Below are 23,052 nucleotides of genomic sequence, written 5' to 3'. Positions count from 1 at the left end.
AAGGGAGAAGGAAGAAGAGAAGCTCACACCGGCAGGAACCGCTTCAAGGCCGGCATGAAGAAGATCGCGAGATTGATCGCAAAGCCGATGCTCCAGAGGATCGAGCGCAGGGTCGGGCGGTTGCCGAGATAAGTCAGCACATAGGCGAGGCGCACGATCAGGAACAGCGCCGCGAGCTCGTCGATCAGGCGCTGCGGGGAGTCCCGGTATTCGGCAAGCAGCACCGCGAAGGCGAAGAACGGAAAGGTCTCGATGCCGTTCTGGTGCGCGCCCAGAGCGCGTTGCGAGAGGGCGTCCTCATAGAACGCGGGATCGCGCGGCCGGGAATTGTCGAAGCGGCGGAACCTGATTCATTTGACCGAGGCGATCGTCGCCAGATACAGCAGCAGCGCTCCGAATACGCACCATTCCGCGAGCGTCATCTTGCCTCCCCCCGCTTGGGTGCGACCCTAGCGAACCCCGGCTCATCTTGACAAGTTCGGACCAACGCGCGACCCACAGAGCCATGACCAGTGTCGTCCCCATCGAGACCACGAGACCGGCCACCCGATCCGCCTTGCCGCGCGTTGGCGTGCTCCTGGTCAATCTCGGAACGCCCGACACCGCCGATGCGCCGGGCGTCCGGGTCTACCTCAAGGAGTTCCTCAGTGACGCCCGCGTCATCGAGGACCAGGGCCTGATCTGGAAGCTGGTGCTGAACGGGATCATCTTGCGCAGCCGTCCCCGCACCAAGGCGTTGGACTACCAGAAGATCTGGAACACCGAGCGGAACGAGTCGCCGCTGAAGACCATCACGCGCTCGCAAAGCGACAAGCTCGCAGCAGCCTTGTCGGGCCGCGACCACGTCGTTGTCGACTGGGCGATGCGCTACGGCAATCCCTCGATCAAAGCGGGCATCGACACGCTGATCGCGAAAGGGTGCGAGCGCATTCTCGCCGTGCCGCTCTATCCGCAATATTCCGCCTCGACCTCGGCGACCGTCTGCGACGAAGTGTTCCGCGTGCTGGCCCGCTTGCGTAACCAGCCGACGCTGCGGGTGACGCCGCCCTATTATGACGACGCGGCCTATATCGAGGCGCTCGCGACCTCGATCGAGGCGCATCTGGCGACGCTGTCGTTCAAGCCGGAGCTGATCGTGGCGTCCTTCCACGGCATGCCCAAATCCTATGTCGAGAAGGGCGATCCCTACCAGCAGCACTGCATTGCCACGACGCAGGCGCTGCGCCGCCGGCTCGGCATGGACAAGACAAAGCTGCTGCTGACCTTCCAGTCGCGCTTCGGCAATGACGAGTGGCTCCAGCCCTACACCGACAAGACCATGGAGCGGCTCGCCAAGGAAGGCGTGCGCCGCATCGCGGTGGTGACGCCGGGCTTTTCCGCCGACTGTCTGGAGACGCTGGAGGAGATCGCGCAGGAGAACGCCGAGATCTTCAAGCACAATGGCGGCGAGCAGTTTTCCGCGATCCCGTGTCTCAACGATAGCGTATCAGGCATGGACGTGATCCGCACCCTGGTGCTGCGCGAGCTTCAGGGCTGGATCTGATGGGCGCCCCATGAACCGCCGTGAGTGCCTGGCGCTTCTCGGGATGATCGTGGCGCTGCCGGCCCCGGTATTGGGGCAGCCGCCGCACGCGACCCGGCGGCTCGGCGTGCTCTCGGTCACGGCCGCCGATGACGCGATCGGGCAGGCCCGCAGCACGATCCTGGTCGAGGCGCTCGCCGGCCTTGGCTGGAAGGAGCGCGACAACCTCAAGATCGCCTGGCGCAGCGGCGGCGGCGACCGCGCCCGCATCGCGCAGCTTGCGGACGAGCTGATCGCGCTCAAGCCCGACATCATGCTCGCGGTCGGCACGCCCTCGGTGGAGGAGCTGCGCCGGCGTACCACGACGATCCCGATCGTGTTCGCCGTCGTCACCGATCCCGTCAGTCAGGGTTTTGTCGAAAATCTCGCGCATCCCGGCGGCAACATCACCGGCTTCACCGACTATGATGGTCCGCTCGCCGGCAAATGGCTGGAGATGCTGACCCAGGTCACGCCGCCCGTCCGCCGCGTGCTCGTCGTCTACAATCCCGCCACTGCGCCGTTCGCGCCCCTGATGCTGCGCACCATCGAGGATGCCGCACGGACGCTGCACGTGACGGTCGAGCCCGCGCCGGTCCATGACGCCGCCTCGATCGAGGCGCTGGCTTCGCGCAAAGACGGCGCCATCCTGGTCCTGCCGGACTTCTTCACCATGGCCAACCGCGCGCAACTGCTCTCGGCGATCGCACAGGCGCGCGTGCCCGCGGTATTCTGGAGCCGCACCTTCGTCGACGAGGGCGGGCTGATGTCCTACAGCACCGACAGCGCCGAGCAGCTCCGGCGCGCGGCGGACTACATCGACCGCATCCTCAGGGGTGCGCAGGCGGCCGATCTGCCGGTCCAGAACCCGACCAAGTTCGAGCTGACGATCAACCTGAAGGCGGCCAAAGAGCTTGGTGTCACGCTTTCTGCGGGCCTCCTGGCAATCGCGAACGACGTCATCGAATGACGCCGCCCGCCGCGGACGGCAGGCCGGATGCGTTAATATCTGTCGGTAGGTGGGCGCCGCTCGCTTTCAAGAGCCTGCCGCAAATACATATCGCGAGCATTCCCTCTCCGCGCCACTTGTGCAGAATCGCACCCATATCGACGTTACGCGCGACCGCTGAACCGGTAGGATCGTGATGCCGACCAATGACAGCGCCGGAAAGGGGTTTTCCCGGCTTGGAGGAGATATGAGCGGTTTCGACATTTTCGCTATTGTTCTGGTGTTGCTCGTCATCGTCACGCTGGTGGCCGGCGTGAAGACGGTGCCGCAGGGCTATGACTGGACCATCGAGCGGTTCGGCAAATACACGCAGACGCTGAGCCCCGGCCTCAATCTGATCGTGCCCTATTTCGATCGCGTCGGGCGCAAGATCAACATGATGGAGCAGGTGATCGACATTCCAGAGCAGGAGGTGATCACCAAGGACAACGCCACCGTGACGGTGGACGGCGTCGCCTTCTACCAGGTGTTCGATGCCGCAAAGGCGAGCTACGAGGTCGCCAATCTCAACCAGGGCATCACGGTCCTCACCATGACCAACATCCGGTCGGTGATGGGCTCGATGGACCTCGACCAGGTGCTGTCGCATCGCGACGAGATCAACGAGCGCCTGCTCCGCGTGGTCGATGCCGCGGTCTCGCCCTGGGGTCTCAAGGTCAACCGCATCGAGATCAAGGACATCGTGCCGCCGGCCGACCTCGTCGAGGCCATGGGCCGGCAGATGAAGGCCGAGCGCGTCAAGCGTGCCGACATTCTGGCGGCCGAAGGCCAACGCCAGTCGGAAATCCTGCGCGCCGAGGGCGCCAAGCAGGGCCAGATCCTCCAGGCGGAAGGCCGCAAGGAAGCGGCGTTCCGCGACGCCGAGGCACGCGAACGTTCAGCGGAGGCCGAGGCGAAGGCCACTCAGATGGTGAGCGAAGCGATTTCCAAGGGCGACGTCGCCGCATTGAACTATTTCATCGCCGACAAGTATATCAAGGCGTTCGGGCAGCTGGCGGACTCGCCGAACCAGAAGGTGATCATGCTTCCGGTCGAAGCGATGAGCATGCTGGGCTCGCTCGCCGGCATCGGCGAGATTGCGAAGGCAACATTCGGCGAAGGCGCGGTGTCCGCGGCCGCCCGCCGTGGCTCGGTGCCGATGACTGGCAACACGCCGCCGGCGGTGCCGCCGCGGCAGGGATAGTGATAGCGCATGGCCTTCCGATGAGGACATGCGCCAATTGATAGAGGTCGTGTCATGACCGACATGTTCGTCTCGCTCGGCACCTGGAACTGGCTGATTCTCGGCTTTCTCCTGATGGCGCTGGAGGTGCTGGCGCCGGGCATCTTCCTGTTCTGGCTCGGGCTCGCCGCGCTGCTGGTCGGGCTGATCTCGTTCGCGGTCGTGGTGTCATGGCAGCTCCAGCTCGTGATGTTCGCGGTCTTCGCCGCGGCCGCCGTGCCGGTGTGGCGCCGCCTCGCCCGGCCCAGGCCGGACGCGAGCGTGAGCCCCTTCCTCAACAAGCGCAGCGAAGCGCTGCTCGGGCGCGAGTTCACGCTGGAGAAGCCGATCATCGACGGCAGCGGCACCATGCGTATCGGCGACACGGTGTGGCGCGTTGCCGGTCCGGATACGCCGGCCGGGACGCGGGTCAAGGTGGTGCAGGTTGACGGTGCGAACCTGACCGTCGCTGTCGCGTAGCTTCTTACTCTCCCCTGGAGGGCAGGGCCATCGCATGTGAGGTGTGAGTTGTGGGGCACCGACTGTTTCTACAGCGTCATGGCCGGGCTTGTCCCGGCCATCCACGCGTTTCCACGCAGCACAAGAACGTGGATGCCCGGGACAAGCCCGGGCATGACGACCTCTGCAAAATGTGCACATGCGATTCCCCCGCCCTCCAGGGGAGGGTAGGAGAAAGCTCTACTTCTTCCACCTCTCCGCAAATTTGTGCAGCGGCATGAACGTTTCGCATAAGTCCCGCCCCAGCGCCGTCAGCCCATAGCCTCCGCCGTCGCCCAGCTCCACGAACCCAGCCTCGCGCAGTTCGGTCATCCGCGCTTGCAGCACCGTAGGCGAGGCCTCGTCGCAGGCGCTGCGCAGCGCGCGCGAGGTGAGCGACTCTTCGCGCAACTCCCATAATATCCGCAAGGTCCAGCGCCGGCCGAGCAGGTCGAGCAACGCCATGATCGGCCGCCCGGTGCGCGAGCCGCGGACGCTGCGTGTCTTCGAGCCAGCCTGTTTCGCCATCGTCGCCTCTTGCGTCGTGCTACAAATAATGTAGCGTGCTGCTACTATAAATGTAGCACAGGAACCGGCCCATGTCCGAAGCCGCACCGCGCATCGCCCCGCTCACGCCACCTTATCCCCCGGAGATCCAGGCGCAGTTCGACCGCATCATGCGCGGCGCGCCGCCGCTGGTGCTGTTCCGGGTGCTGGCGGGCCACGGCCGCGCCTGGGACAAGTTTCGCGCCGGCGGCCTGCTCGATCCCGGCCCGCTCTCCTTGCGCCAGCGCGAGATCGTCATCGACCGCACCTGCGCACTGAACAGATGCGAATACGAATGGGGCGTGCATGTCGCGATCTTTGCCGGACCGGCAAAGCTCACCAAGGATGAAGTGCGTGCGACGGTGCAGGGCGACGCAGCATCAACATTCTGGTCACCGGGCGAGCAGGCGCTGATCGCAGCCGTCGACGCGCTGCATCACCGCGCGACGTTGAGCGACGAGGAATTCGTCGCACTCTCGGCGCATCACGACGAGGCACAGATCCTGGAGATCATGCTCCTGTGCGGCTTCTATCGCACCGTGTCGTATCTGGCGAACGGGCTGCGACTGCCTCTGGAGGAGAACGCGGCGCGGTTTCCAGCGCCGCTCTAGGGTCCGGACTCAATTGATCCACCAAGTGATCGCAGCGGCCAGAAGGATTGCAGACAGGAAGATGTCTGCACGCTTGTCGTATCGGGTTGCGATCCGGCGGAAGTCCTTGAGACGGCAGAACATACGCTCGATGACGTTGCGCCCTTTGTAAGCGGTCTTATCGTAGCGATGCGGATGCTTGCGGGTCGGATTTGGCGGGATCACAGCCTTGATGCGGCGTGCGGCCAGTTCGTCGCGCAAGCTCCTGGCATCGTAGGCACGATCAGCCAACAGACGGCGCGGGGTACGAACCATGCTGATCAAACCGCGTGCACCGACCAAGTCGTGGGTGTTGCCAGGGGTAATCAAGAAGGCAAGCGGACGGCCGATATCGTCGGTCAGCGCGTGGATTTTGGTGGTCTGCCCGCCGCGTGAGCGGCCGATCGCATTGTTGAAGGCCCCCCCTTTGCGCCGGCCGCGGAGCGATGGGCTTTGATGTAGCTGGAATCCACCGACATCGATCCGTACATGCCGGTCGATCCGGTCAGGGCGTAAAAAATATCCGTCCAAATCCCCTGTCGGCTCCAGCGGTTGAAGCGGTTGTAGACCGTCGTGTAGGGGCCGTAGACTTCCGGGCAATCGCGCCAGCGCGAACCAGATTTCAGCATGTGCATAATGCCGCTGATCACGCGTCTATCATCGACCCGATGCGCTCCCTTGCGCCCTCGTGGCAACAACGGCTCAATCCGCCGCCATTCCGCATCGCTGAGCCAGTAGACCTGCTTTGCCATTCAAGCCTCCCTTCCGCTGAGAAGCTTGAATCACAGTCCAATTCCAGATGGAATCTGGAGGGTTCTGTGAGGTCGCGCTCACGCGAGGGCGCGGCAAGCGCTTGTAACGCGACCTCATTGAAGCCGGATTGAACGAAGCCGCGGGAGAATATGCACGGTGGTGCGGCTATGGGGATAGTTTGAGATCGCGGGTTGCTATCGGCAGACTGCGGAGCTGACGCGGCGACGTTTTGGTTGCGCAATGGCGGCAACTTGAGACAGAGAGCATTTTACCGGCTGTAGCGATCGATGGCCCGCTGCATCGAACAATTTCCATCGCGCTGTTTGGCCGCACGGATTCGGCAGCGTCTGCGATGATCGAGACGATGGGATCATAATGACGAATGACGATCTTCGTGCACGGTATAAGTTGGCTCACGATGTGTCGCACCGGTACGATTGGGTGGGAGCGCCGGAACAGCTGAAGCTGTGTCGAAAGCGCTCGATGATGCGCATGACGCCACCACAATCAGGGCAGGCGGGAGCCTTGGCCCACGTCAGAGCGTCCGAATCCACAGGCGACGGCTCGCCATCGTTTGGCGGTGTCCGCTCACGATCGAGAAGTTTGCGGCAAAGAGCAAGTTTGGCAGCGCGATGGCCGTTGGCCATGAAGCCGAAGTGGCGGATGCGATGGAAGCCATCGGGCAGCGTGTGAAGAAGGAAGCGGCGGATGAACTCGTCGGGCTTGAGCTTCATGATCTTTGTCGCGCCATTCTGGCGGTAGTCCTTCCAGGTAAAGGCGACGTGATCCTCGTCGAGGGCGACGAGCCGGCTGTTGGCGATTGCAACGCGATGGGTATAGCGGCCGAGATAGGCCAGCACCTGCGCGGGGCCGCCGAACGGCCGTTTGGCGTAGACGACCCAGCTGATGCGCCGCATAGCGACGAGGTGAGCTGCGAAGGCGGCAGGCTCGGCCAGGGATGCGAGATCGCCGAAGAAGTTCAGGGTGCCGGCGTCGAAGGCGGCGGTCAGACGTTCGAGGAACAGGCGTCTGAACAGCCGGGCGAGCGGTTTGACGGCCAGGAAGAAGTTTGGTCGGCTGGCGATCCAGTGCGCGCTATCGGGCGAGAGGCCGCCGCCCGGCACGACGCAGTGGACGTGGGGATGGTGCGTCAGCGCCTGCCCCCAGGTGTGGAGGACGGCGACGACGCCGATCCCGGCGCCGAGCCGGCGTGGATTGGCGGCGAGCGTCGACATTGCCTCGGCGGCGGCTTTGAACAGGATCGCATAAACGATGGCCTTGTTCTGAAAGGCGATCGCGGCGATCGGAGCCGGCAGTGTGAAGACGATGTGGAAATAGGGAACCGGCAGCAGGTCGGCTTCTCGCGCGGCGAGCCACGCGGCTCGGGCTGGCCCCTGACACTTCGGACAGTGCCGGTTGCGACAGGAATTATAGGCGATCCGCGTCATGCCGCAGTCGTCGCAAGCCTCCATGTGGCCGCCGAGCGCCTCGGTCCGGCACGCCACGATCGCGCTCATCACGCGCCGCTCGACCCGACCGAGATGACCGGCATGTACACGGCGATAGGTGTCGCCATGCCGGCGCAGAATATCGGCGATCTCGATGGCGGGCCTGTTGCAGCGGCTGTCGGGGCGGATCATCACCCGCATCCCGCCGCGGCCAGCGACAGGCGATCGAGCGGGCTCTGCGTCGCCCGGATCGTATCGGTGGCGACCTGCGTGTAGCGCGCTGTCGACGACAAATTATTGTGCCCGAGCAAGACCTGGATGATCCGGATATCGGTTCCGTTCTCGAGAAGATGCGTCGCGAAGCTGTGGCGCAGCGTGTGGAGCGTGACGCGCTTGGTCAGGCCCGCAGCCTTCACCGCAGACCGACAGGCGGCGTGCAACACGGTCTGATCGATCGGATGATCTTCGTCACGACCAGGGAACAGATAAAGCCGCGGCCGGGCGAGCCGCCAGTACGTGCGCAGGATACCCAGCAGCTGGGGCGACAGCATCACGTTGCGGTCCTTCGCCCCCTTGCCGTGGCGCACCTGGATGACGCCGCGGGCGCTGTCGATGTCTTCGATCCGCAGTCCCGCGACTTCGGAGGCCCTGAGTCCGGCCGCATAGGCCGTGGTGAGCGCGGCGCGGCTCTTCAGGCTGGACACGGCCTCGAGGAACTGAACCACTTCGTCGGCGCTGAGCACGACCGGCAGCTTGCGCGGTTCTCGCGCATAGGGAATGCGCTCCGGGATCAGTGCCTCGCCGAGCGTGACGCCGTAGAAAAACCGTAGCGCACAGACGATCTGGTTCAGCGCCGGCCATGAGATGCCGGTCGAGACCAGATGCATCTGGAAGGCGCGGACGTCTTCCAGCTCTAACCGGTCAGGCGATCGGCCAAAATAGCGGCTGAACTTCGAAACCGCGCTGATGTAGGATCGTTGCGTCGCCGGCGACAGATTGCGGACGGTCATGTCTTCGATCATGCGGCGGCGAAGAGGGCTCAAATCGGCCATCTCATACTCCTGTCTGAGGGGGTGGGCTCTAACACCCACATCCTCTCAGCCAGGAGGCGATCTACGCCACCTTGCCCCTCACGCCGCGGCAGCGGCTTCGTTCAATCCCTATTGAGTACAGACCCTAGCGCAATGACGAGGGGGAGGCAGGCACGGGCCACACTCTCACTGTCATTCCGGGGCGCGCCACTTGGCGTGAGCCCGGAATCCATAGCGAGACAAACTCTGCTGCACGATGGATCCCGGGCTCATCGCTTCGCGATGCCCCGGGATGACGCGCAAACCCTACGCCACCCCCGCGCGCAGCAGATCGTGCAGATGCACGATGCCGACCACCTTGCCCGCCTCCGTCACCAGCAGCGTCGTGATCTTGCGGGTGTTCAGCACCTCGATCATTTCGGTCGCGAGCATCGAGGGCGGCACGGATTTGGGCTGCTTCGTCATGATCTCATCGACCGTCACCGTCAAAAGGTCGGGCCGCATGTGGCGGCGCAGATCGCCGTCGGTGATGATGCCGACGGCCTCGCCCGCAGCGTTGACGATGCAGACGCAGCCGAGCCCCTTGGCCGACATCTCGACCACCGCCTCCGACATCTTGGTGCCTTCAGGCTTGACCGGAATCTCCGCGCCGGTGCGCATGTAGTCGCGAACGAATTTCAGCATCGCGCCCAGCTTGCCGCCGGGGTGGAAATGCGCGAATTCCAGCGCGGTGAAGCCGCGGCCTTCGAGCAGCGCGATCGCGATGGCGTCGCCGATCGCGGCCTGCATCAGGGTCGAGGTGGTCGGCGCCAGATTGTGCGGGCAGGCCTCGCGCGCCTTCGGCAGCTCGATGACGAGATCGGCGGCCTGGCCGAGCGAGGACGCGGCGTTCGACGTCACCGCGATCATGGGAATCGCAAAGCGCGCCGAATAGTTCACGAGGTTCTTCATCTCCGGCTGCGCGCCGGACCAGGACAGCGCCATGATGACGTCGTCGGTGGTGATCATGCCGAGGTCGCCATGGCCGGCTTCGGCGGCGTGCACGAAGAAGGCGGGCGTGCCGGTCGAGGCCAGCGTCGCCGCGATCTTGCGGCCCATATGTCCGGACTTTCCGAGCCCGGTGACGATGACGCGGCCCTTGGCGTTGCGGATCAGGTCGACGGCCTTCGCGAAGGTCGCGCCCAGTGGGCCGCGCAGAGCTGCGGCGAGCGCGTTAATGCCGCCGCTCTCGGTCTCCAGCGTGCGGAGCGCGGATTCGACGCTGTCAGGGATGGGGCCGGATGATGCGGTCATCAGCGGTTTCGAGCTCGGCATGGGCTGGTCCAGGGAGAAGGGGCGTTCGTCCGTTGGCGCCTGCTTAGCACGCCCCGACCAGCGAGGCGACGAGCGCCCCGACACCCTCAACGGGTCATTAACCATAATTGTTTTAACTCCATTAACGATGGTTCCTGCCAGCCGGTGGGGATGGTCGTGAAAGTGTTTGATTTCGTTGGGGTTATTCCATCGTGGTGCCGTCTCCAGGCAATGGCCGGAGCAAACGCGCGCATTTCCTGCGCGCGGCTTTGCCGTGCCTCGCGCTGACGGCCCTCGGAAGCGCCCCGGCGTCCGCCCAGAGCCTTACGCCCGACCTGTTCAATCCCAACCGCGGCGGTTTTGCCTCGCCCGACCCGTTGCCGACGCGCCGCACGGCGGGCGTGCCGCAGGCACCATCGGATTCATTGCCGGCGCTGCCCGATCCAAATGCCGATCCGCGCAAGGCCCGCGAGACGCCGGCGACCTCGCGCATCGGTCAGGTCCCGACCTACGGCCTGCCCGCCGCCACCGGCGCGAGCAGCTCCGGCTACGACTCGCTGAACCGCAAGCGGCAGCAGCCAAAGCTTTATCCCGGCCAGCCGAAGCCGAAGCGCGCGGCCGGTCCGGGCTCGAAGGCCCCGCTGGCAACACCGGAACGCACGCTCACTCCGCCGCGTATCGCGTCGCCGCCCTCCGAGACCGCGCACAAGGTCCCGGTGCCGCCGGCGATGGCGGGCAACGTGCCTGGCCAGCCGCTGCGCCGCCGCCTGAGGGCCGATGAGGATCCGTTCGGTGCCGTCGGCGATTATGCCGGCAGCTTCCTGATCAAGGGCGGGCTCGAGCTCTCCGCGGGCTACGACACCAATCCGACGCGCCTCAACAAGCCTGTCGGTTCGCCGGCCTATGTGATCGCGCCCGATCTGCTCGTGGTGTCCGATTGGGAGCGCCATGCGCTGGTCGCCGATCTGCGCGGCTCGTTCTCGGGTTACACCAACGACATGCCGGCGACGATCAACGGCCTGGCCTCGCCATCGCCGGTCGAGGCCAATCGGCCCGATTTCAACGGCCATGTCGATGGCCGGCTCGACGTCACCCGCGACTTCAAGCTTCTCTCGCAGCTCCGCCTGCGGCTCGCCACCGACAATCCCGGAAGCCCCAACGTGCAGGCCGGCCTGCAGAAATACCCTGTCTATGCCGCCTACGGCACGACCATCGGCTTCGACCAGACCTTCAATCGCTTCCAGGTCGCCGCCGGCGCCACTGTCGATCGCACAGCTTACACGGATTCGAAACTCACCGACGGCTCGGTCTTCCCCAACACCGACCGCGACTTCAACCAATATGGCGGCGTCGGTCGCTTCTCCTATGATCTCAAGCCGGGCCTGAAGCCCTTCGTCGAGATCGAGGGCGACACCCGCGTGCACGACCAGGCCGCCGACCGCAACGGCTACTTCCGCGACTCGAATGGCGGCTATGCCAAGGTCGGCTCGTCCTTCGAGTTCTCGCGCATCCTCACCGGCGAGATCTCGGTCGGTTATTCCGCGCGCAACTATACCGATCCGCGTCTCAGCCAGCTCGCCGGCTTCCTCACCACGGGCTCCCTGATCTGGAACGCCAGCGGCCTCACCACGGTGAAATTCTTCACCGACACGCAGATCAACGAGACCACGATCCCCGGCTCCTCCGGCGTCCTGGTGCGCACCTACGCCGCCGAAGTCGACCACGACTTCCGCCGCTGGCTCACGGCGGTCGGCAAGTTCACCTACGGCACCTACGACTACCAGGGCCAGAATCGCAACGACAAGACCTACTCGCTCGAAGGCAATCTGATCTACAAGCTCAACCGCAACATCTGGATCAAGGGCACGCTCCGCCACGACATCCTGGACTCGAACCAGGCCGGGTCGAGCTCGCAGGGGACGGTGATGCTGGTCGGGGTGAGGCTGCAGAATTGAGAGGCCACCATGGCTGCTCGAATTACCTTGAACATCAATTCGGCTGGCGAATTCGAGCTATGGCTCAATCCAGAAGGTCGAGACCTTCTCGTCAAGAAACTACTGGCTCTGAGCGAGACCAACGAGCATTTTCACTTGATGCCAAGTGAAGTCCCGTCGGATGTCGAAGTTTCGACGCGACGCTATCGACCGAACGACAGGCTTCTTGAATACGGCAAGGTGTTGTTCCGGCTTGACGAGTGGGACGCGCAGCACTTCCCGCACGTCTTGGAGTGAAGCCTCTCTCCAACCATTCACTCAGCTGTCATGCCCCGGCTTGACCGGGGCATCCAGTACGCCGAGGCCTATCGTTCAATTACAACCGTCTCTGGAATACTGGATCGCCCGGTCAAGCCGAGCGATGACACCTTTTGCTGATTTGGCGGTGGAGTAAAAAAACTACATCGGCAGATCCGTCTTCCCCATCAGGAACGTGTCGATCGACCGGGCGCACAGCCGGCCCTCGCGGATGGCCCAGACCACCAGCGACTGGCCGCGGCGCATGTCGCCGGCGGTGAACACGTTCGGGCGCGAGGTCTGGTAGTCGAGCGTGTTGGCCTTGACGTTGCCGCGCGGGTCGAGGTCGACCGCGAGCAGCTTGAGCAGGCCCTCGTGCACGGGATGGACGAAGCCCATCGCGAGCAGGACCAGATCGGCATCGAGCTCGAACTCGGTGCCGGCAATCGGCTTGAACTTGTCGTCGACGCGCACGCAGTGCAGCTTCTTGACCTTGCCGTTCTCGCCCGAGAACTTCTGCGTCAGCACGGCGTATTCGCGCACCGCGCCTTCGGCCTGGCTGGAGGACGTCCGCATCTTCAGCGGCCAGTTCGGCCAGGTCAGGCCCTTGTTCTCGCGCTCCGGCGGGGCGGGCATGATCTCGAGCTGGGTCACCGAGAGCGCGCCCTGGCGCAGCGAGGTGCCGATGCAGTCCGAACCCGTGTCGCCGCCGCCGATGACGACGACATGCTTGCCGCCGGCCAGGATCTCCTGGACGCCGCCGAGCGGCTCCTCGGAGACGCGGCGGTTCTGCTGCGGCAGGAAGTCCATGGCGTAGTGGATGCCGGCGAGGTCGCGGCCGGGGATCGGCAGGTCGCGCGGGGCTTCCGCGCCGCCGGTCAGCGCCACCGCGTCGTACTCGTTGAGCATCTCGCGCGGATCGACATTGCCCTCCGCGCCGACATGGCTGTTGTAGTGGAAGGTGACGCCTTCGGCTTCCATCTGCGCCACGCGGCGGTCGATGACGCTCTTCTCCATCTTGAAGTCGGGGATGCCGTAACGCAGCAGGCCGCCGGCCTTGGCGTACTTCTCGAACAGATGCACGTCGTGGCCGGCGCGGGCGAGCTGCTGCGCGCAGGCCATGCCGGCGGGACCCGAGCCGATCACGGCGACCTTCTTGCCGGTCTTTTCAGTCGCCACTTCCGGCTTCAGCCAGCCGTTCTCCCAGGCGCGGTCGACGATCGCGCATTCGATGGTCTTGATGGTGACGGGGTTGTCGTCGATGTTGAGCGTGCAGGACGCCTCGCACGGCGCCGGGCAGATGCGGCCCGTGAACTCCGGGAAATTGTTGGTGGAGTGCAGATTGCGCGAGGCCTCTTCCCAATTGTCCTGATAGACGAGGTCGTTCCAATCCGGGATCTGGTTGTTGACCGGGCAGCCGGGCGTGCCGGGTGCCACCGAGCCGGTGCCGTGGCAATAGGGAATGCCGCAGTTCATGCAGCGCGCGGCCTGGTCGCGCACTTCCTTCTCGGACAGCGGAACGACGAATTCCTTGTAATGCTTCACGCGCTCGGCGACCGGGGTGTACTTGCGGTCGTGCCGTTCGATTTCCAGAAAACCCGTGATCTTGCCCATTAAACCCGAAGTCCCTGCCGCTTAGTCGTTTGTTCTCTCACTCCTCATCCCGAGGAGCGGCGCGCTCTTCGCGCCGCGTCTCGAAAGATGGAGGCCCACATGGTGACCTCATGGTTCGAGACGCGCTTCGCGCTCCTCACCATGAGGGCTGTTGCTACGCCCCGATCGCGATTTTCGGCTCGGCGTCCGCGTTGGCGGCCATCTCGCGCAGCGCGCGCCGGTACTCGACCGGCATCACCTTGCGGAACTTGGGCAGCCATTCCTTCCAATTGGCAAGGATGTCGGCGGCGCGCTTGGAGCCGGTCGCCTTGGCATGGCGCGAGATCAGCACGTGCAGGCGCTCGACGTCGGAGGCGAGCAGGTTCCTGAACACGTCGACCCGGCCGTGCGCCTCGAGGTCACCGGAATGGTGATAGGTGCCGGCGTTGATCAGCTCTTCCGACAGCACCGGCTCGAGCTCGACCATCGCCATGTTGCACAGCCGGTCGAAGTCGCCGGTCTCGTCCAGCACATACGCAATGCCACCGGACATGCCGGCCGCGAAGTTGCGCCCGGTCTTGCCGAGCACGACGACGATGCCGCCGGTCATGTATTCGCAGCAATGATCGCCCGCGCCTTCGACCACCGCCACGGCGCCGGAATTGCGCACGGCAAAACGTTCGCCGGCGATGCCGCGGAAGTAGCATTCGCCCTCGATCGCGCCGTACATCACGGTGTTGCCGACGATGATGCTCTCTTCCGGCACGATCGCGGAGTTCCTCGGCGGCTTGACGATGATCTTGCCGCCCGAGAGCCCCTTGCCGACATAGTCGTTGCCTTCACCCTCGAGCTCGAAGGTGACGCCGTGGGCGAGCCACGCGCCGAAGGCCTGTCCGGCGGTGCCCTTGAGGCTGACATGGATCGTGTCGTGCGGCAGGCCGGCATGGCCGTAGATCTTGGCCACCGCGCCCGACAGCATGGCGCCGGCGGAGCGGTTGGTGCTGTTGATCGCAGCCTCGATCTTCACCGGCGCGCCGCGGTCGAGCGCGGGCTGCGCCCGCTCGATCAGCGTGCGGTCGAGCGCGGCCTCCAGATGATGGTTCTGGCGCTCGGAGTGATAGATCTTCTGGCCCTTCTCTTCCTTCTGCTTGACGAAGAGCTTGGAGAAATCGAGGCCCTTGGCCTTCCAATGCGCGACCAGCTTGGTCTGGTCGAGCAGCTGCACCTGGCCGACCATCTCGTTGAAGGTACGGAAGCCGAGGCTTGCCATGATCTCGCGGACTTCCTCGGCGACGAAGAAGAAGTAGTTGATCACGTGCTCGGGCTGACCGGTGAAGCGCTTGCGCAGGACAGGGTCCTGCGTCGCGACGCCGACCGGGCAGGTGTTGAGGTGGCACTTGCGCATCATGATGCAGCCGGCGGCGATCAAGGGCGCAGTGGCAAAGCCGAACTCGTCGGCACCCAGGAGCGCGCCGATCACGACGTCACGGCCGGTGCGGAAGCCACCGTCGACCTGGACCACGATGCGGCTGCGCAGCCGCTCGCGCACCAGCGTCTGATGGGTTTCGGCGAGGCCGATCTCCCAGGGCGAGCCGGCGTGCTTGATCGAGGTCAGCGGCGAAGCGCCGGTGCCACCCTCGAAGCCCGCGATGGTGACATGGTCGGCGCGCGCCTTGGCGACGCCCGCGGCCACCGTGCCGACGCCGATCTCGGAGACGAGCTTGACCGAGACGTCGCCCGTCGGGTTGACGTTCTTCAGGTCGTAGATCAGCTGCGCCAGGTCCTCGATCGAGTAGATGTCGTGGTGCGGCGGCGGCGAGATCAGGCCGACGCCCGGCGTCGAATGCCGGACCCTGGCGATGGTCGCATCGACCTTGTGGCCAGGCAGCTGGCCGCCTTCGCCGGGCTTGGCGCCCTGCGCCATCTTGATCTGCATCATGTCGGAGTTGACGAGATACTCCGTGGTGACGCCGAAGCGGCCGGAGGCGACCTGCTTGATCGCCGAGCGCATGGAATCGCCGTTCGGCATCGGCTTGAAGCGGTCGGCTTCCTCGCCGCCTTCACCGGTGTTCGACTTGCCGCCGATCCGGTTCATGGCGATCGCGAGCGTGGTGTGCGCCTCGCGCGAGATCGAGCCGAAGCTCATCGCGCCGGTGGCGAAGCGCTTGACGATGTCCTTGGCCGGCTCGACCTGGTCGAGCGGCACAGGCTTGCGCTTCTCTTCCTCCGCGTTCTTGATCCGGAACAGGCCGCGCAGCGTCAGCAGCCGCTCCGACTGCTCGTTGAGGATCTTGGCGAAGGCGCGATAGCGCTCCTGCGAATTGCCGCGCGCGGCGTGCTGGAGCAGCGACACGGATTCGGCGGTCCATGCATGGTCCTCGCCGCGGCTGCGATAGGCGTATTCGCCGCCGACATCGAGCGCGCTCTTGTAGACCAGCGCCTCGCCGAACGCGTCGGCATGGCGCCGCACCGCTTCTTCCGCGATTTCGGCCAGACCCACGCCCTCGACGCGGGTATGCGTGCCGGCGAAGAACTTGCCGACGAAGTCGGCCTTGAGACCGACCGCGTCGAAGATCTGCGCCCCGCAATAGGACTGGTAGGTCGAGATGCCCATCTTGGACATCACCTTGAGCAGGCCCTTGCCGATCGACTTGATGTAGCGCTTGACGATCTCATAGTCGTCGAGCGAGCCGGGCAGGCGGTCCTTCATCGCGATGATGGTCTCGAACGCGAGATAGGGATTGATCGCTTCGGCACCGTAGCCCGCGAGGCAGGCGAAGTGATGCACTTCGCGCGGCTCGCCGGATTCGACGACGAGGCCGACCGAGGTGCGCAGGCCGGTGCGGATCAGGTGATGATGCACGGCGGCGCAGGCCAGCAGCGAGGGGATCGGCACGCGGTCTGTGCCGACCATGCGGTCGGACAGGATGATGATGTTGACGCCCTCGCGCACCGCGCTTTCGGCGCGCGCGCAGAGCTCGTCCAGCACCTGGTCCATGCCGGCCGCGCCGAGCCCGGCGTGGAAGGTGGTGTCCAGCGTGCGCGACTTGAAGTGCGACTCCGCCACTTCCGAGATCGAGCGGATCTTTTCCAGATCCGCGTCGGTCAGGATCGGCTGGCGCACTTCGAGGCGCTTGGTCGTGGCCATGCCCTGCAGGTCGAACAGGTTCGGCCGCGGCCCGATGATCGAGACGAGGCTCATCACCAGCTCCTCGCGGATCGGGTCGATCGGCGGGTTCGTGACCTGCGCGAAGTTCTGCTTGAAGTAGGTGAACAGCGGCTTGGCCTTGTCCGACAGCGCCGAGATCGGCGTGTCGTTGCCCATCGAGCCCGCGGCTTCCTCGCCGGTGGCCGCCATCGGCGTCATCAGGATGGTGATGTCTTCCTGGCTGTAGCCGAACGCCTGCTGGCGGTCGAGCAGGGACAGGTTGGAGCGCACGCCGGTGGTCGCAACCTTCGGCAGCTCCTCCAGCACGATCTGGGTTCGCTCCAGCCACTCCTTGTAAGGATGGCTCCTGGCGAGCTCGGCCTTGATCTCGTCGTCGGGGATCAGGCGGCCCTGCGCGAGGTCGACCAGCAGCATCTTGCCGGGCTGCAAGCGCCACTTGGTGATGATCTGGTCCTCGGGAATCGTCAGCACGCCCATCTCGGACGCCATCACGATGCGGTCGTCCTTGGTGACGAGATAGCGCGCGGGCCTGAGGCCGTTGCGGTCGAGCGTGGCGCCGATCTGGCGGCCGTCGGTGAAGGCGATCGCGGCGGGGCCGTCCCACGGCTCCATCAGCGCGGCATGATATTCGTAGAAGGCGCGGCGCTTCTCATCCATCAAGGGATTGCCGGCCCACGCCTCCGGAATCATCATCATCACTGCGTGCGGCAGCGAATAGCCGCCCTGCACCAGGAATTCGAGCGCGTTGTCGAAGCAGGCGGTGTCGGACTGGCCCTCATAAGAGATCGGCCAGAGCCGGTTGATGTCCTTGCCGTACAGCTCGGAGCTCACCGAGGCCTGCCGCGCTGCCATCCAGTTGACGTTGCCGCGCAGCGTGTTGATCTCGCCGTTATGCGCGATCATGCGGTAGGGATGCGCCAGCGACCAGGCCGGGAAGGTGTTGGTCGAGAAGCGCTGATGCACCAGCGCCAGCGCGCTCTCGAAATCCTGCTCGTGCAAGTCGGGATAGTACTTGCCGAGCTGGTCGGCGAGGAACATGCCCTTGTAGATCACGGTGCGGCAGGACATCGAGCAGGGATAATAGCCCGCAAGGCCGCGGTCGCGGCGCTGGTAGATCGCCTGCGAGATCGACTTGCGCAGGATGTAGAGCCGGCGCTCGAACTCGTCCTCGGTCTTGGCGGTGCCGTTGCGGCCGATGAACACCTGCATGCAGGCGGGCTCGGTCGGCTTCACGGTGACGCCGAGCGAGGAATTGTCGGTCGGCACGTCGCGCCAGCCGAGCAGGGTCAGGCCCTCTTCCCTGATCTGGTCGGCGATGATGCTCTTGATGACGTTGCGCCAGGCGGTGTCGCGCGGCATGAACAGCGCGCCGATGGCATATTCGCCGGGACCCGGCAGCGCAAAGCCGAGCTCCTTGGCCTTGCGGCTGAAGAAGGCGTGCGGAATCTGCACCAGGATGCCGGCGCCGTCACCGGCGCGCGGGTCGGCGCCAACGGCGCCGCGATGCTCGAGATTGCAGAGGATGCTCAGCGCGTCCGAGACGATCTCGTGCGACTTCTTGCCCTTGATGTTGGCGATGAAGCCGACACCGCAGGAATCCTTCTCCAGGCTCGGATCGTAGAGGCCCTCGGCTTTGGGACGCGAATTGTGTTCCTGAATCGGGTCGGTCGTTTTCGAGGCGACCGTCGCCGACAGCTCTTCTGCCACGATGTTTGCGCGCTCGAATTGCGACCCGTTCATTGCTCTGTCCTCTCCATGCGGCAAGCTGTCTCACCGCCAACTTCGGCGCACCTTGGGTGTCCCGCGGCACCCGCTCCTGGGCCACCGCTCGTCCGCTGCGAGCCGCATTTTCTTAGATTCAGGCCTAGGCGCTCTTCGTCCCCGAGAACGGCTTTGCCTGGTACCTTGCCGACGCTCGAGAGCACCGGTTTTCGCTGCAATCCCTGTGCCGGAACCGCACGCAAAATTGAGACAGTCTTCCTGTCCTAAACATCACCTTGCCAAATTTTTGTCTAGCACACAAGCGCGCGGAAGTCCCGATTCCCGATATGTCAATCAATCGCTTTCCAAAAGTTGCGCGGCCCCGGTTTTGAAGCAAACGCGCCCTGATCCGGCCCCGCGCGCGCCGGAATCCCCAATGAAGCTTCGGATCAACCCTTCGGAAGGCGCGCCACGCCGCGAGAAGCGAAAGAGGGCGGCCATCGGGGGGCCTGACAGGAGCGTCTCGACCATGAAGTTTTTCACAGGATGTGTGGCCGCCGCCGCGCTGGCGTTGGCTGCAAGTGCGGGCCACGCCCAGGTTCCCGCCAGCGGTATCGCGAGCGGAGCCATCGTCGCGGTGTCGGATTTCGACGGACCCTACGCACCGGAGGCTGCCCCGCCGCCACCGCGTTACGGTTACGGCTATGGCTACGAGGAACGCGGTCCGGCGCCGGTATTGTTGCCGTCAACCGAGGTTTACGCGGTGCTGCGCGAAAACGGCTTCTTGCCGCTCGGCATCCCGCGCCTGCGCGGCAGCGTCTACACCATCGCGGTGATCGACCGCCGCGGCGACGACGGCCGGCTGGTGATCGACGCCCGCGACGGGCGGATCATCCGCTTCATGCCCGCCGCTGACGCCTACGGCATGGCGCCCGCCTATGACGAACGCGCGGTCGCGCCTTACGGACCGCAAAGCGCGCTGCCGCCGCCGACCGCAATCCGTAGTGGCCCGCCGCGCCCGCCGGCTCCGATCCCGCATGTGGCAAGCCGCGCCGTGCCGCTGCCCAAGGCCGCCCCGCGGCGCGCCGAGACGCCGGTCGCTGCCGCGAAGCCGGCCGAGCCGGTCGCGCAGCAGGCTCAAGCACCGCAGGCCCAGCCTTCGCAGCAAGCGGCCGCCGCGCAGGCCAAGCCCGCCGATGCAGCCCCGCAAGCTGCCGTGCCGACCGTGGGTCAAGCCAAGCCGGCCTTGACCATCCTGCCGACGCAGGACATGCCCGCCGCGCAGGGGCTGGATTAGGGCGACGCGAGTTTGACGCGACAGTGCCCATCACACCCTCGCTGTCGTCCCCGCGGGGGGACCCATACCGCGTGATCTATCGGTGGGGATGAGGTGCGAGTACCGGACTCCTAGCCCGTCTTATTCGCGAGAGGGCGCCTGAGAGGCTGGCGAGCGTGGTGTAAAGCGCTGATGCGGCGTAGGATTCGGTTGCGAAGCCACCCCATCACCTTCAACCGCGAACGCCACGCCCGCCATGACCGATGATACGATTTCAGACCACTATCGAGAAGCAAGAATTCAACACAAATAAAACCTCTGCCTCGCGCTCGATCTCTTCATGCTTGATAGTCTCGTTTCGGAGGCTGAGCACCTACCGCGTCTAATAGGCCGCTCGCGCCGGTTTCTTTGGACGCGGCACGACCGCGACTCCACGTTTCGGCACAGAAATGATCGGGAGTCACTCAATCTTTCTTCAACTTAACCCGTCTTATTCGTAAGAGTGCGCCTGAGGGGTAAAGCGCTGATGCGGCGTAGGATTCGGTTGCGAAGCCAACCCCATCACCTCCAACCGCGAACGCCACGCCCGCCATGACCGACGATACGATTCCGCCCTTCTCGTTTCCAGCCGTTCACGCCAAGAAAGTCACAGCTGCCTTCGATGGTGGGCGCCTAACCTCGAACGGGGGCGTGATGCTTCTGGCGATGGCCGAGCGGCGTCTCGGTTTGGCCAACAATCTGGCCCGGGTGTTCCCGGATCGGCGCGATCCGACGCGGGTCGTGCACAGCCTGGTCGATATGTTCCGCGCTCGCATGTTCGCGATCTGCTGCGGCTACGAGGACGCCGACGACCTCGATCATCTGAGGTCCGATCCGGCATTCAAGCTGGCCTGCGGTCGCCTACCGGACACGGGCCGGGATTTGTGTTCCCAGCCGACGCTGTCGCGGCTGGAGAATGCTCCGCGCCTGCGCGACGTGATCCGGCTGACCTACACTTTGGTCGACGCATGGATGGATAGCTACCCGCGCGAGCCGGCATCCGTCACGCTCGACATCGATGATACCTGCGACGTCGTCCACGGCCATCAGCAGCTCTCGCTGTTCAACGCTCATTATGACGAACGCTGCTTCCTGCCGATCCACGTCTACGACACGGAGAAGAGCCGGCCCGTGGCCGTCGTGCTGCGGCCCGGCAAGACGCCGGGCGGCGTCGAGGTGCGTGCCCATCTGCGCCGCCTGGTACGGCATATCCGGACGCGATGGCACAACACGCAAATTACGTTCCGTGGCGACGGGCACTATGCCCGGCCGGAGGCAATGGCGTGGTGCGAGACCAACGGCATCGACTACATCTTCGGTCTGTCCGGCACCAAGCCTCTCGCCAGAAAAGTCGACGAGGTCGCCGACGACATCCGCACGCGACGCGCCATCGAGAACCTGCCGGTTCTGCGTGGCTATACCGAGACGCGCCACAAGGCAAAGTCCTGGGATCGCGAACGGCGCACTGTCGCCCGTATTGAGGCGACGATGCTCGGCCTCGACATCCGCTTCGTCGTCACCAGCCTCGATGTCGGCTCGGCCGAGTGGATCTACGACAGCCTGTATTGCGCGCGCGGCCAAGCCGAGAATCTGATCAAGCTGCATAAGACGCAGCTCGCCTCCGATCGCACCAGCTGCCGTTCGGCGCTCGCCAACCAGGTCCGTCTCGTGCTCCATACGGCCGCTTATTGGCTGATGCTGACCGTGCGCGACGCCATTCCCAAAGCCCGGGAATTGGCCGCTGCCGAGTTCGCGACGCTGCGTCTTCGGCTCTTGAAAATCGCCGCCCGTGTCGTCGAGACCACGAGCCGCATTCGCCTTGCGTTTGCCGCGGCATGTCCCGAAGCCGACCTGATCTGCGGCTTGCCCGGCGCGCTGCTGCCGCTCGGTCCTTGACCGGCGGGGCGTCCGCCCCCGTTCGCCCAACCCATCCCTCAAGCGCGTTGTAAAGTACCGGTCGTCAGGCGGCGAAAAGCCGAAGGCAATCCTGTGCGCCTCGTCAGACAAGATGTGCGGCCGCATCAATCGGGCCCAAAAGCCGCACTCTCACGAATAGGACGGGCTAGTCATCGCCAAACCGCTCCCTGGGGTTATGGGTCCCCGCCTTCGCGGGGACGGCATCGGGGAGAGAGTTGGCCAAAACGAAAGGCGCCTGAGACCTCAGGCGCCTTTTACATTCACAGCAATCACCTCAGCTTCGCGGATACCCCGCCGCGTCCAGGATCAGATTCGCGACCTCCTTCGGATGCGATACCAGCGAGAGGTGTCCGGCATCGAGCTCGATCGTGGTGGCGTTCATGCGCTTGGCGAGGAAGCGCTCGAAATCGGGGTTGATGGTGTAGTCGTTCTTCGACACTGCGTACCAGCTCGGCTTGGAGTGCCACGCCGCTTCCGTGGTGCGGCCGGCGAAGATCGAGGCTGCGGTCGGCCATTGCACCGCATAGAGCTCCCTGGCCTGCTTCGGCTTCACGCCATTGGCGAAGTATTTCAGGAAGGCCTCTTCCGAGAGCTTGGTGTAGCCGTCGCGCTCGACGATGCCGGCGCGCGCGGGCCCGGTCGGAAATTGCTTCGACAGCGCCACGAAATCCTCGTTCGCATCGGGCGCGCGGGCGGCGACGTAGACGAGCCCGGTGACCTTCGGGTCGGTGCCGACCTGGCTGATCACAGTGCCGCCCCAGGAATGCGCGACCAGCACGGTCGGCCCGTCCTGCTCGGCCAGCGCACGCCTGGTCGCCTCGACGGAGTCAGCGAGCGACGACAGCGGATTCTGCACGGCGGTGACATGCAGGCCTGCAGCCTGGAGGATCGGGATCACCTCCGACCAACTCGACCCGTCGGCCCAGGCGCCGTGCACCAGCACGACGTTCTTCGCCTTGACCGTCGCAGGTGTCTGCGCATGAGCAAGGCCGAGGGGAGCCGCCAGAAGGCCCGCAGCGACGAAAAGGCTGCGCCAGAGTGACATGATCTTCTCCATCTTGTTTGGGTTCGATGCCCGAAGGACGGAGGGAGCGATGGCGGCGTTACGCGGCTTCACCGCTCTGTGATGCGATGCATGACGAAAAAGCGCCCCGGGG

General features: G+C 64.9%; 16 protein-coding genes and 2 pseudogenes. 9 read left to right on the top strand and 9 right to left on the bottom strand.

Annotated features, from left to right (window positions below; genetic code table 11):
• Positions 1 to 23 precede the first annotated feature (23 nt).
• Positions 24 to 422, bottom strand: a pseudogene (locus ABIF91_RS11700) (MAPEG family protein).
• 83 nt (positions 423 to 505) lie between these two features.
• Between ABIF91_RS11700 and hemH the strand changes: the two are divergent.
• The 4 genes from hemH to ABIF91_RS11680 all read left to right on the top strand — a co-directional run bounded on the left by hemH (position 506) and on the right by ABIF91_RS11680 (position 4,251).
• Entirely contained in the window at positions 506 to 1,543 is a 1,038-nt protein-coding gene (hemH, locus tag ABIF91_RS11695; protein WP_424579165.1) for a ferrochelatase, read from the top strand.
• A gap of 10 nt (positions 1,544 to 1,553) precedes the next feature.
• Complete coding sequence (locus ABIF91_RS11690; protein WP_028179199.1) at positions 1,554 to 2,531, top strand: ABC transporter substrate-binding protein; 978 nt, start codon at positions 1,554 to 1,556, stop codon at positions 2,529 to 2,531.
• 226 nt (positions 2,532 to 2,757) lie between these two features.
• Positions 2,758 to 3,753: an SPFH domain-containing protein gene (locus tag ABIF91_RS11685; protein ID WP_028179200.1), complete on the top strand. Its 996-nt coding sequence runs from the start codon at positions 2,758 to 2,760 to the stop codon at positions 3,751 to 3,753.
• 54 nt (positions 3,754 to 3,807) lie between these two features.
• The gene (locus ABIF91_RS11680; protein WP_028179201.1) at positions 3,808 to 4,251 is read left to right on the top strand and encodes an NfeD family protein; all 444 of its coding nucleotides are present in this window, start codon (positions 3,808 to 3,810) and stop codon (positions 4,249 to 4,251) included.
• 219 nt (positions 4,252 to 4,470) lie between these two features.
• Here the strand turns inward: ABIF91_RS11680 and ABIF91_RS11675 are convergent, their stop codons facing one another.
• On the bottom strand, positions 4,471 to 4,797 hold the full coding sequence (locus ABIF91_RS11675; RefSeq protein ID WP_028179202.1) for a winged helix-turn-helix transcriptional regulator: 327 nt from the start codon (positions 4,795 to 4,797) through the stop codon (positions 4,471 to 4,473).
• Positions 4,798 to 4,868: 71 nt separating this feature from the next.
• On the opposite strand from ABIF91_RS11675, the gene ABIF91_RS11670 reads away from it, so the two are divergent.
• The gene (locus ABIF91_RS11670) at positions 4,869 to 5,426 is read left to right on the top strand and encodes a carboxymuconolactone decarboxylase family protein (protein ID WP_028179203.1); all 558 of its coding nucleotides are present in this window, start codon (positions 4,869 to 4,871) and stop codon (positions 5,424 to 5,426) included.
• Positions 5,427 to 5,504: 78 nt separating this feature from the next.
• On the opposite strand, the pseudogene ABIF91_RS11665 reads toward ABIF91_RS11670, so the two are convergent.
• From ABIF91_RS11665 to ABIF91_RS11650, 4 genes and pseudogenes are all read right to left on the bottom strand, one after another.
• Positions 5,505 to 6,196: pseudogene (locus ABIF91_RS11665) on the bottom strand (IS5 family transposase); the annotation flags it as partial.
• Positions 6,197 to 6,610: 414 nt separating this feature from the next.
• Positions 6,611 to 7,837: an IS91 family transposase gene (locus ABIF91_RS11660; protein WP_424579164.1), complete on the bottom strand. Its 1,227-nt coding sequence runs from the start codon at positions 7,835 to 7,837 to the stop codon at positions 6,611 to 6,613.
• Entirely contained in the window at positions 7,837 to 8,697 is an 861-nt protein-coding gene (locus ABIF91_RS11655) for a tyrosine-type recombinase/integrase (protein WP_424579163.1), read from the bottom strand. Before ABIF91_RS11655 ends, ABIF91_RS11660 begins: the two co-directional genes overlap by 1 nt.
• Positions 8,698 to 8,982: 285 nt before the next feature.
• The gene (locus ABIF91_RS11650; protein WP_424579162.1) at positions 8,983 to 9,990 is read right to left on the bottom strand and encodes a KpsF/GutQ family sugar-phosphate isomerase; all 1,008 of its coding nucleotides are present in this window, start codon (positions 9,988 to 9,990) and stop codon (positions 8,983 to 8,985) included.
• Between the two features lie 191 nt (positions 9,991 to 10,181).
• On the opposite strand from ABIF91_RS11650, the gene ABIF91_RS11645 reads away from it, so the two are divergent.
• On the top strand, positions 10,182 to 11,924 hold the full coding sequence (locus ABIF91_RS11645; protein ID WP_035673810.1) for an outer membrane beta-barrel protein: 1,743 nt from the start codon (positions 10,182 to 10,184) through the stop codon (positions 11,922 to 11,924).
• Positions 11,925 to 11,933: 9 nt separating this feature from the next.
• Positions 11,934 to 12,200 carry a hypothetical protein gene (locus ABIF91_RS11640; protein ID WP_028181278.1) on the top strand — a complete coding sequence of 89 codons (267 nt, stop codon included), beginning with the start codon at positions 11,934 to 11,936 and terminating at the stop codon, positions 12,198 to 12,200.
• Positions 12,201 to 12,362: 162 nt separating this feature from the next.
• On the opposite strand, the gene ABIF91_RS11635 is transcribed toward ABIF91_RS11640, so the two are convergent.
• Both ABIF91_RS11635 and gltB read right to left on the bottom strand, forming a co-directional pair.
• Positions 12,363 to 13,814 carry a glutamate synthase subunit beta gene (locus ABIF91_RS11635; RefSeq protein ID WP_028181277.1) on the bottom strand — a complete coding sequence of 484 codons (1,452 nt, stop codon included), beginning with the start codon at positions 13,812 to 13,814 and terminating at the stop codon, positions 12,363 to 12,365.
• Positions 13,815 to 13,968: 154 nt separating this feature from the next.
• Positions 13,969 to 18,702: a glutamate synthase large subunit gene (gene gltB, locus ABIF91_RS11630; protein WP_028181276.1), complete on the bottom strand. Its 4,734-nt coding sequence runs from the start codon at positions 18,700 to 18,702 to the stop codon at positions 13,969 to 13,971.
• A gap of 490 nt (positions 18,703 to 19,192) precedes the next feature.
• Between gltB and ABIF91_RS11625 the strand changes: the two genes are divergently transcribed.
• Both ABIF91_RS11625 and ABIF91_RS11620 read left to right on the top strand, forming a co-directional pair.
• The gene (locus ABIF91_RS11625) at positions 19,193 to 19,960 is read left to right on the top strand and encodes a hypothetical protein (RefSeq protein WP_028181275.1); all 768 of its coding nucleotides are present in this window, start codon (positions 19,193 to 19,195) and stop codon (positions 19,958 to 19,960) included.
• 570 nt (positions 19,961 to 20,530) lie between these two features.
• Positions 20,531 to 21,874, top strand: a complete 1,344-nt coding sequence (locus ABIF91_RS11620; protein WP_208086440.1) for an IS1380-like element ISBdi2 family transposase — start codon at positions 20,531 to 20,533, stop codon at positions 21,872 to 21,874.
• A 295-nt stretch (positions 21,875 to 22,169) separates the two neighbouring features.
• On the opposite strand, the gene ABIF91_RS11615 is transcribed toward ABIF91_RS11620, so the two are convergent.
• Positions 22,170 to 22,940 carry an alpha/beta fold hydrolase gene (locus ABIF91_RS11615; RefSeq protein WP_028179819.1) on the bottom strand — a complete coding sequence of 257 codons (771 nt, stop codon included), beginning with the start codon at positions 22,938 to 22,940 and terminating at the stop codon, positions 22,170 to 22,172.
• Positions 22,941 to 23,052 lie beyond the last annotated feature (112 nt).

The sequence above is a fragment of the Bradyrhizobium sp. USDA 241 genome (assembly GCF_049739505.1).
Classification (GTDB): Bacteria; Pseudomonadota; Alphaproteobacteria; order Rhizobiales; family Xanthobacteraceae; genus Bradyrhizobium; species Bradyrhizobium liaoningense.
The sequence above is the reverse complement of the archived record's forward strand: the minus strand, read 5'-3'. Positions and strand labels throughout refer to the sequence as shown.

Excerpts from the sequence above, each read along its gene's own strand:
- ABIF91_RS11680 (WP_028179201.1), top strand. The coding sequence starts at position 3,808 with ATGACCGACATGTTCGTCTCGCTCGGCACCTGGAACTGGCTGATTCTC.
- ABIF91_RS11660 (WP_424579164.1), bottom strand. The coding sequence starts at position 7,837 with ATGATCCGCCCCGACAGCCGCTGCAACAGGCCCGCCATCGAGATCGCC.
- ABIF91_RS11685 (WP_028179200.1), top strand. The coding sequence starts at position 2,758 with ATGAGCGGTTTCGACATTTTCGCTATTGTTCTGGTGTTGCTCGTCATC.
- ABIF91_RS11670 (WP_028179203.1), top strand. The coding sequence starts at position 4,869 with ATGTCCGAAGCCGCACCGCGCATCGCCCCGCTCACGCCACCTTATCCC.
- ABIF91_RS11640 (WP_028181278.1), top strand. The coding sequence starts at position 11,934 with ATGGCTGCTCGAATTACCTTGAACATCAATTCGGCTGGCGAATTCGAG.
- ABIF91_RS11675 (WP_028179202.1), bottom strand. The coding sequence starts at position 4,797 with ATGGCGAAACAGGCTGGCTCGAAGACACGCAGCGTCCGCGGCTCGCGC.
- hemH (WP_424579165.1), top strand. The coding sequence starts at position 506 with ATGACCAGTGTCGTCCCCATCGAGACCACGAGACCGGCCACCCGATCC.
- ABIF91_RS11625 (WP_028181275.1), top strand. The coding sequence starts at position 19,193 with ATGAAGTTTTTCACAGGATGTGTGGCCGCCGCCGCGCTGGCGTTGGCT.
- gltB (WP_028181276.1), bottom strand. The coding sequence starts at position 18,702 with ATGAACGGGTCGCAATTCGAGCGCGCAAACATCGTGGCAGAAGAGCTG.
- ABIF91_RS11615 (WP_028179819.1), bottom strand. The coding sequence starts at position 22,940 with ATGTCACTCTGGCGCAGCCTTTTCGTCGCTGCGGGCCTTCTGGCGGCT.
- ABIF91_RS11655 (WP_424579163.1), bottom strand. The coding sequence starts at position 8,697 with ATGGCCGATTTGAGCCCTCTTCGCCGCCGCATGATCGAAGACATGACC.
- ABIF91_RS11690 (WP_028179199.1), top strand. The coding sequence starts at position 1,554 with ATGAACCGCCGTGAGTGCCTGGCGCTTCTCGGGATGATCGTGGCGCTG.
- ABIF91_RS11650 (WP_424579162.1), bottom strand. The coding sequence starts at position 9,990 with ATGCCGAGCTCGAAACCGCTGATGACCGCATCATCCGGCCCCATCCCT.
- ABIF91_RS11635 (WP_028181277.1), bottom strand. The coding sequence starts at position 13,814 with ATGGGCAAGATCACGGGTTTTCTGGAAATCGAACGGCACGACCGCAAG.
- ABIF91_RS11620 (WP_208086440.1), top strand. The coding sequence starts at position 20,531 with ATGACCGACGATACGATTCCGCCCTTCTCGTTTCCAGCCGTTCACGCC.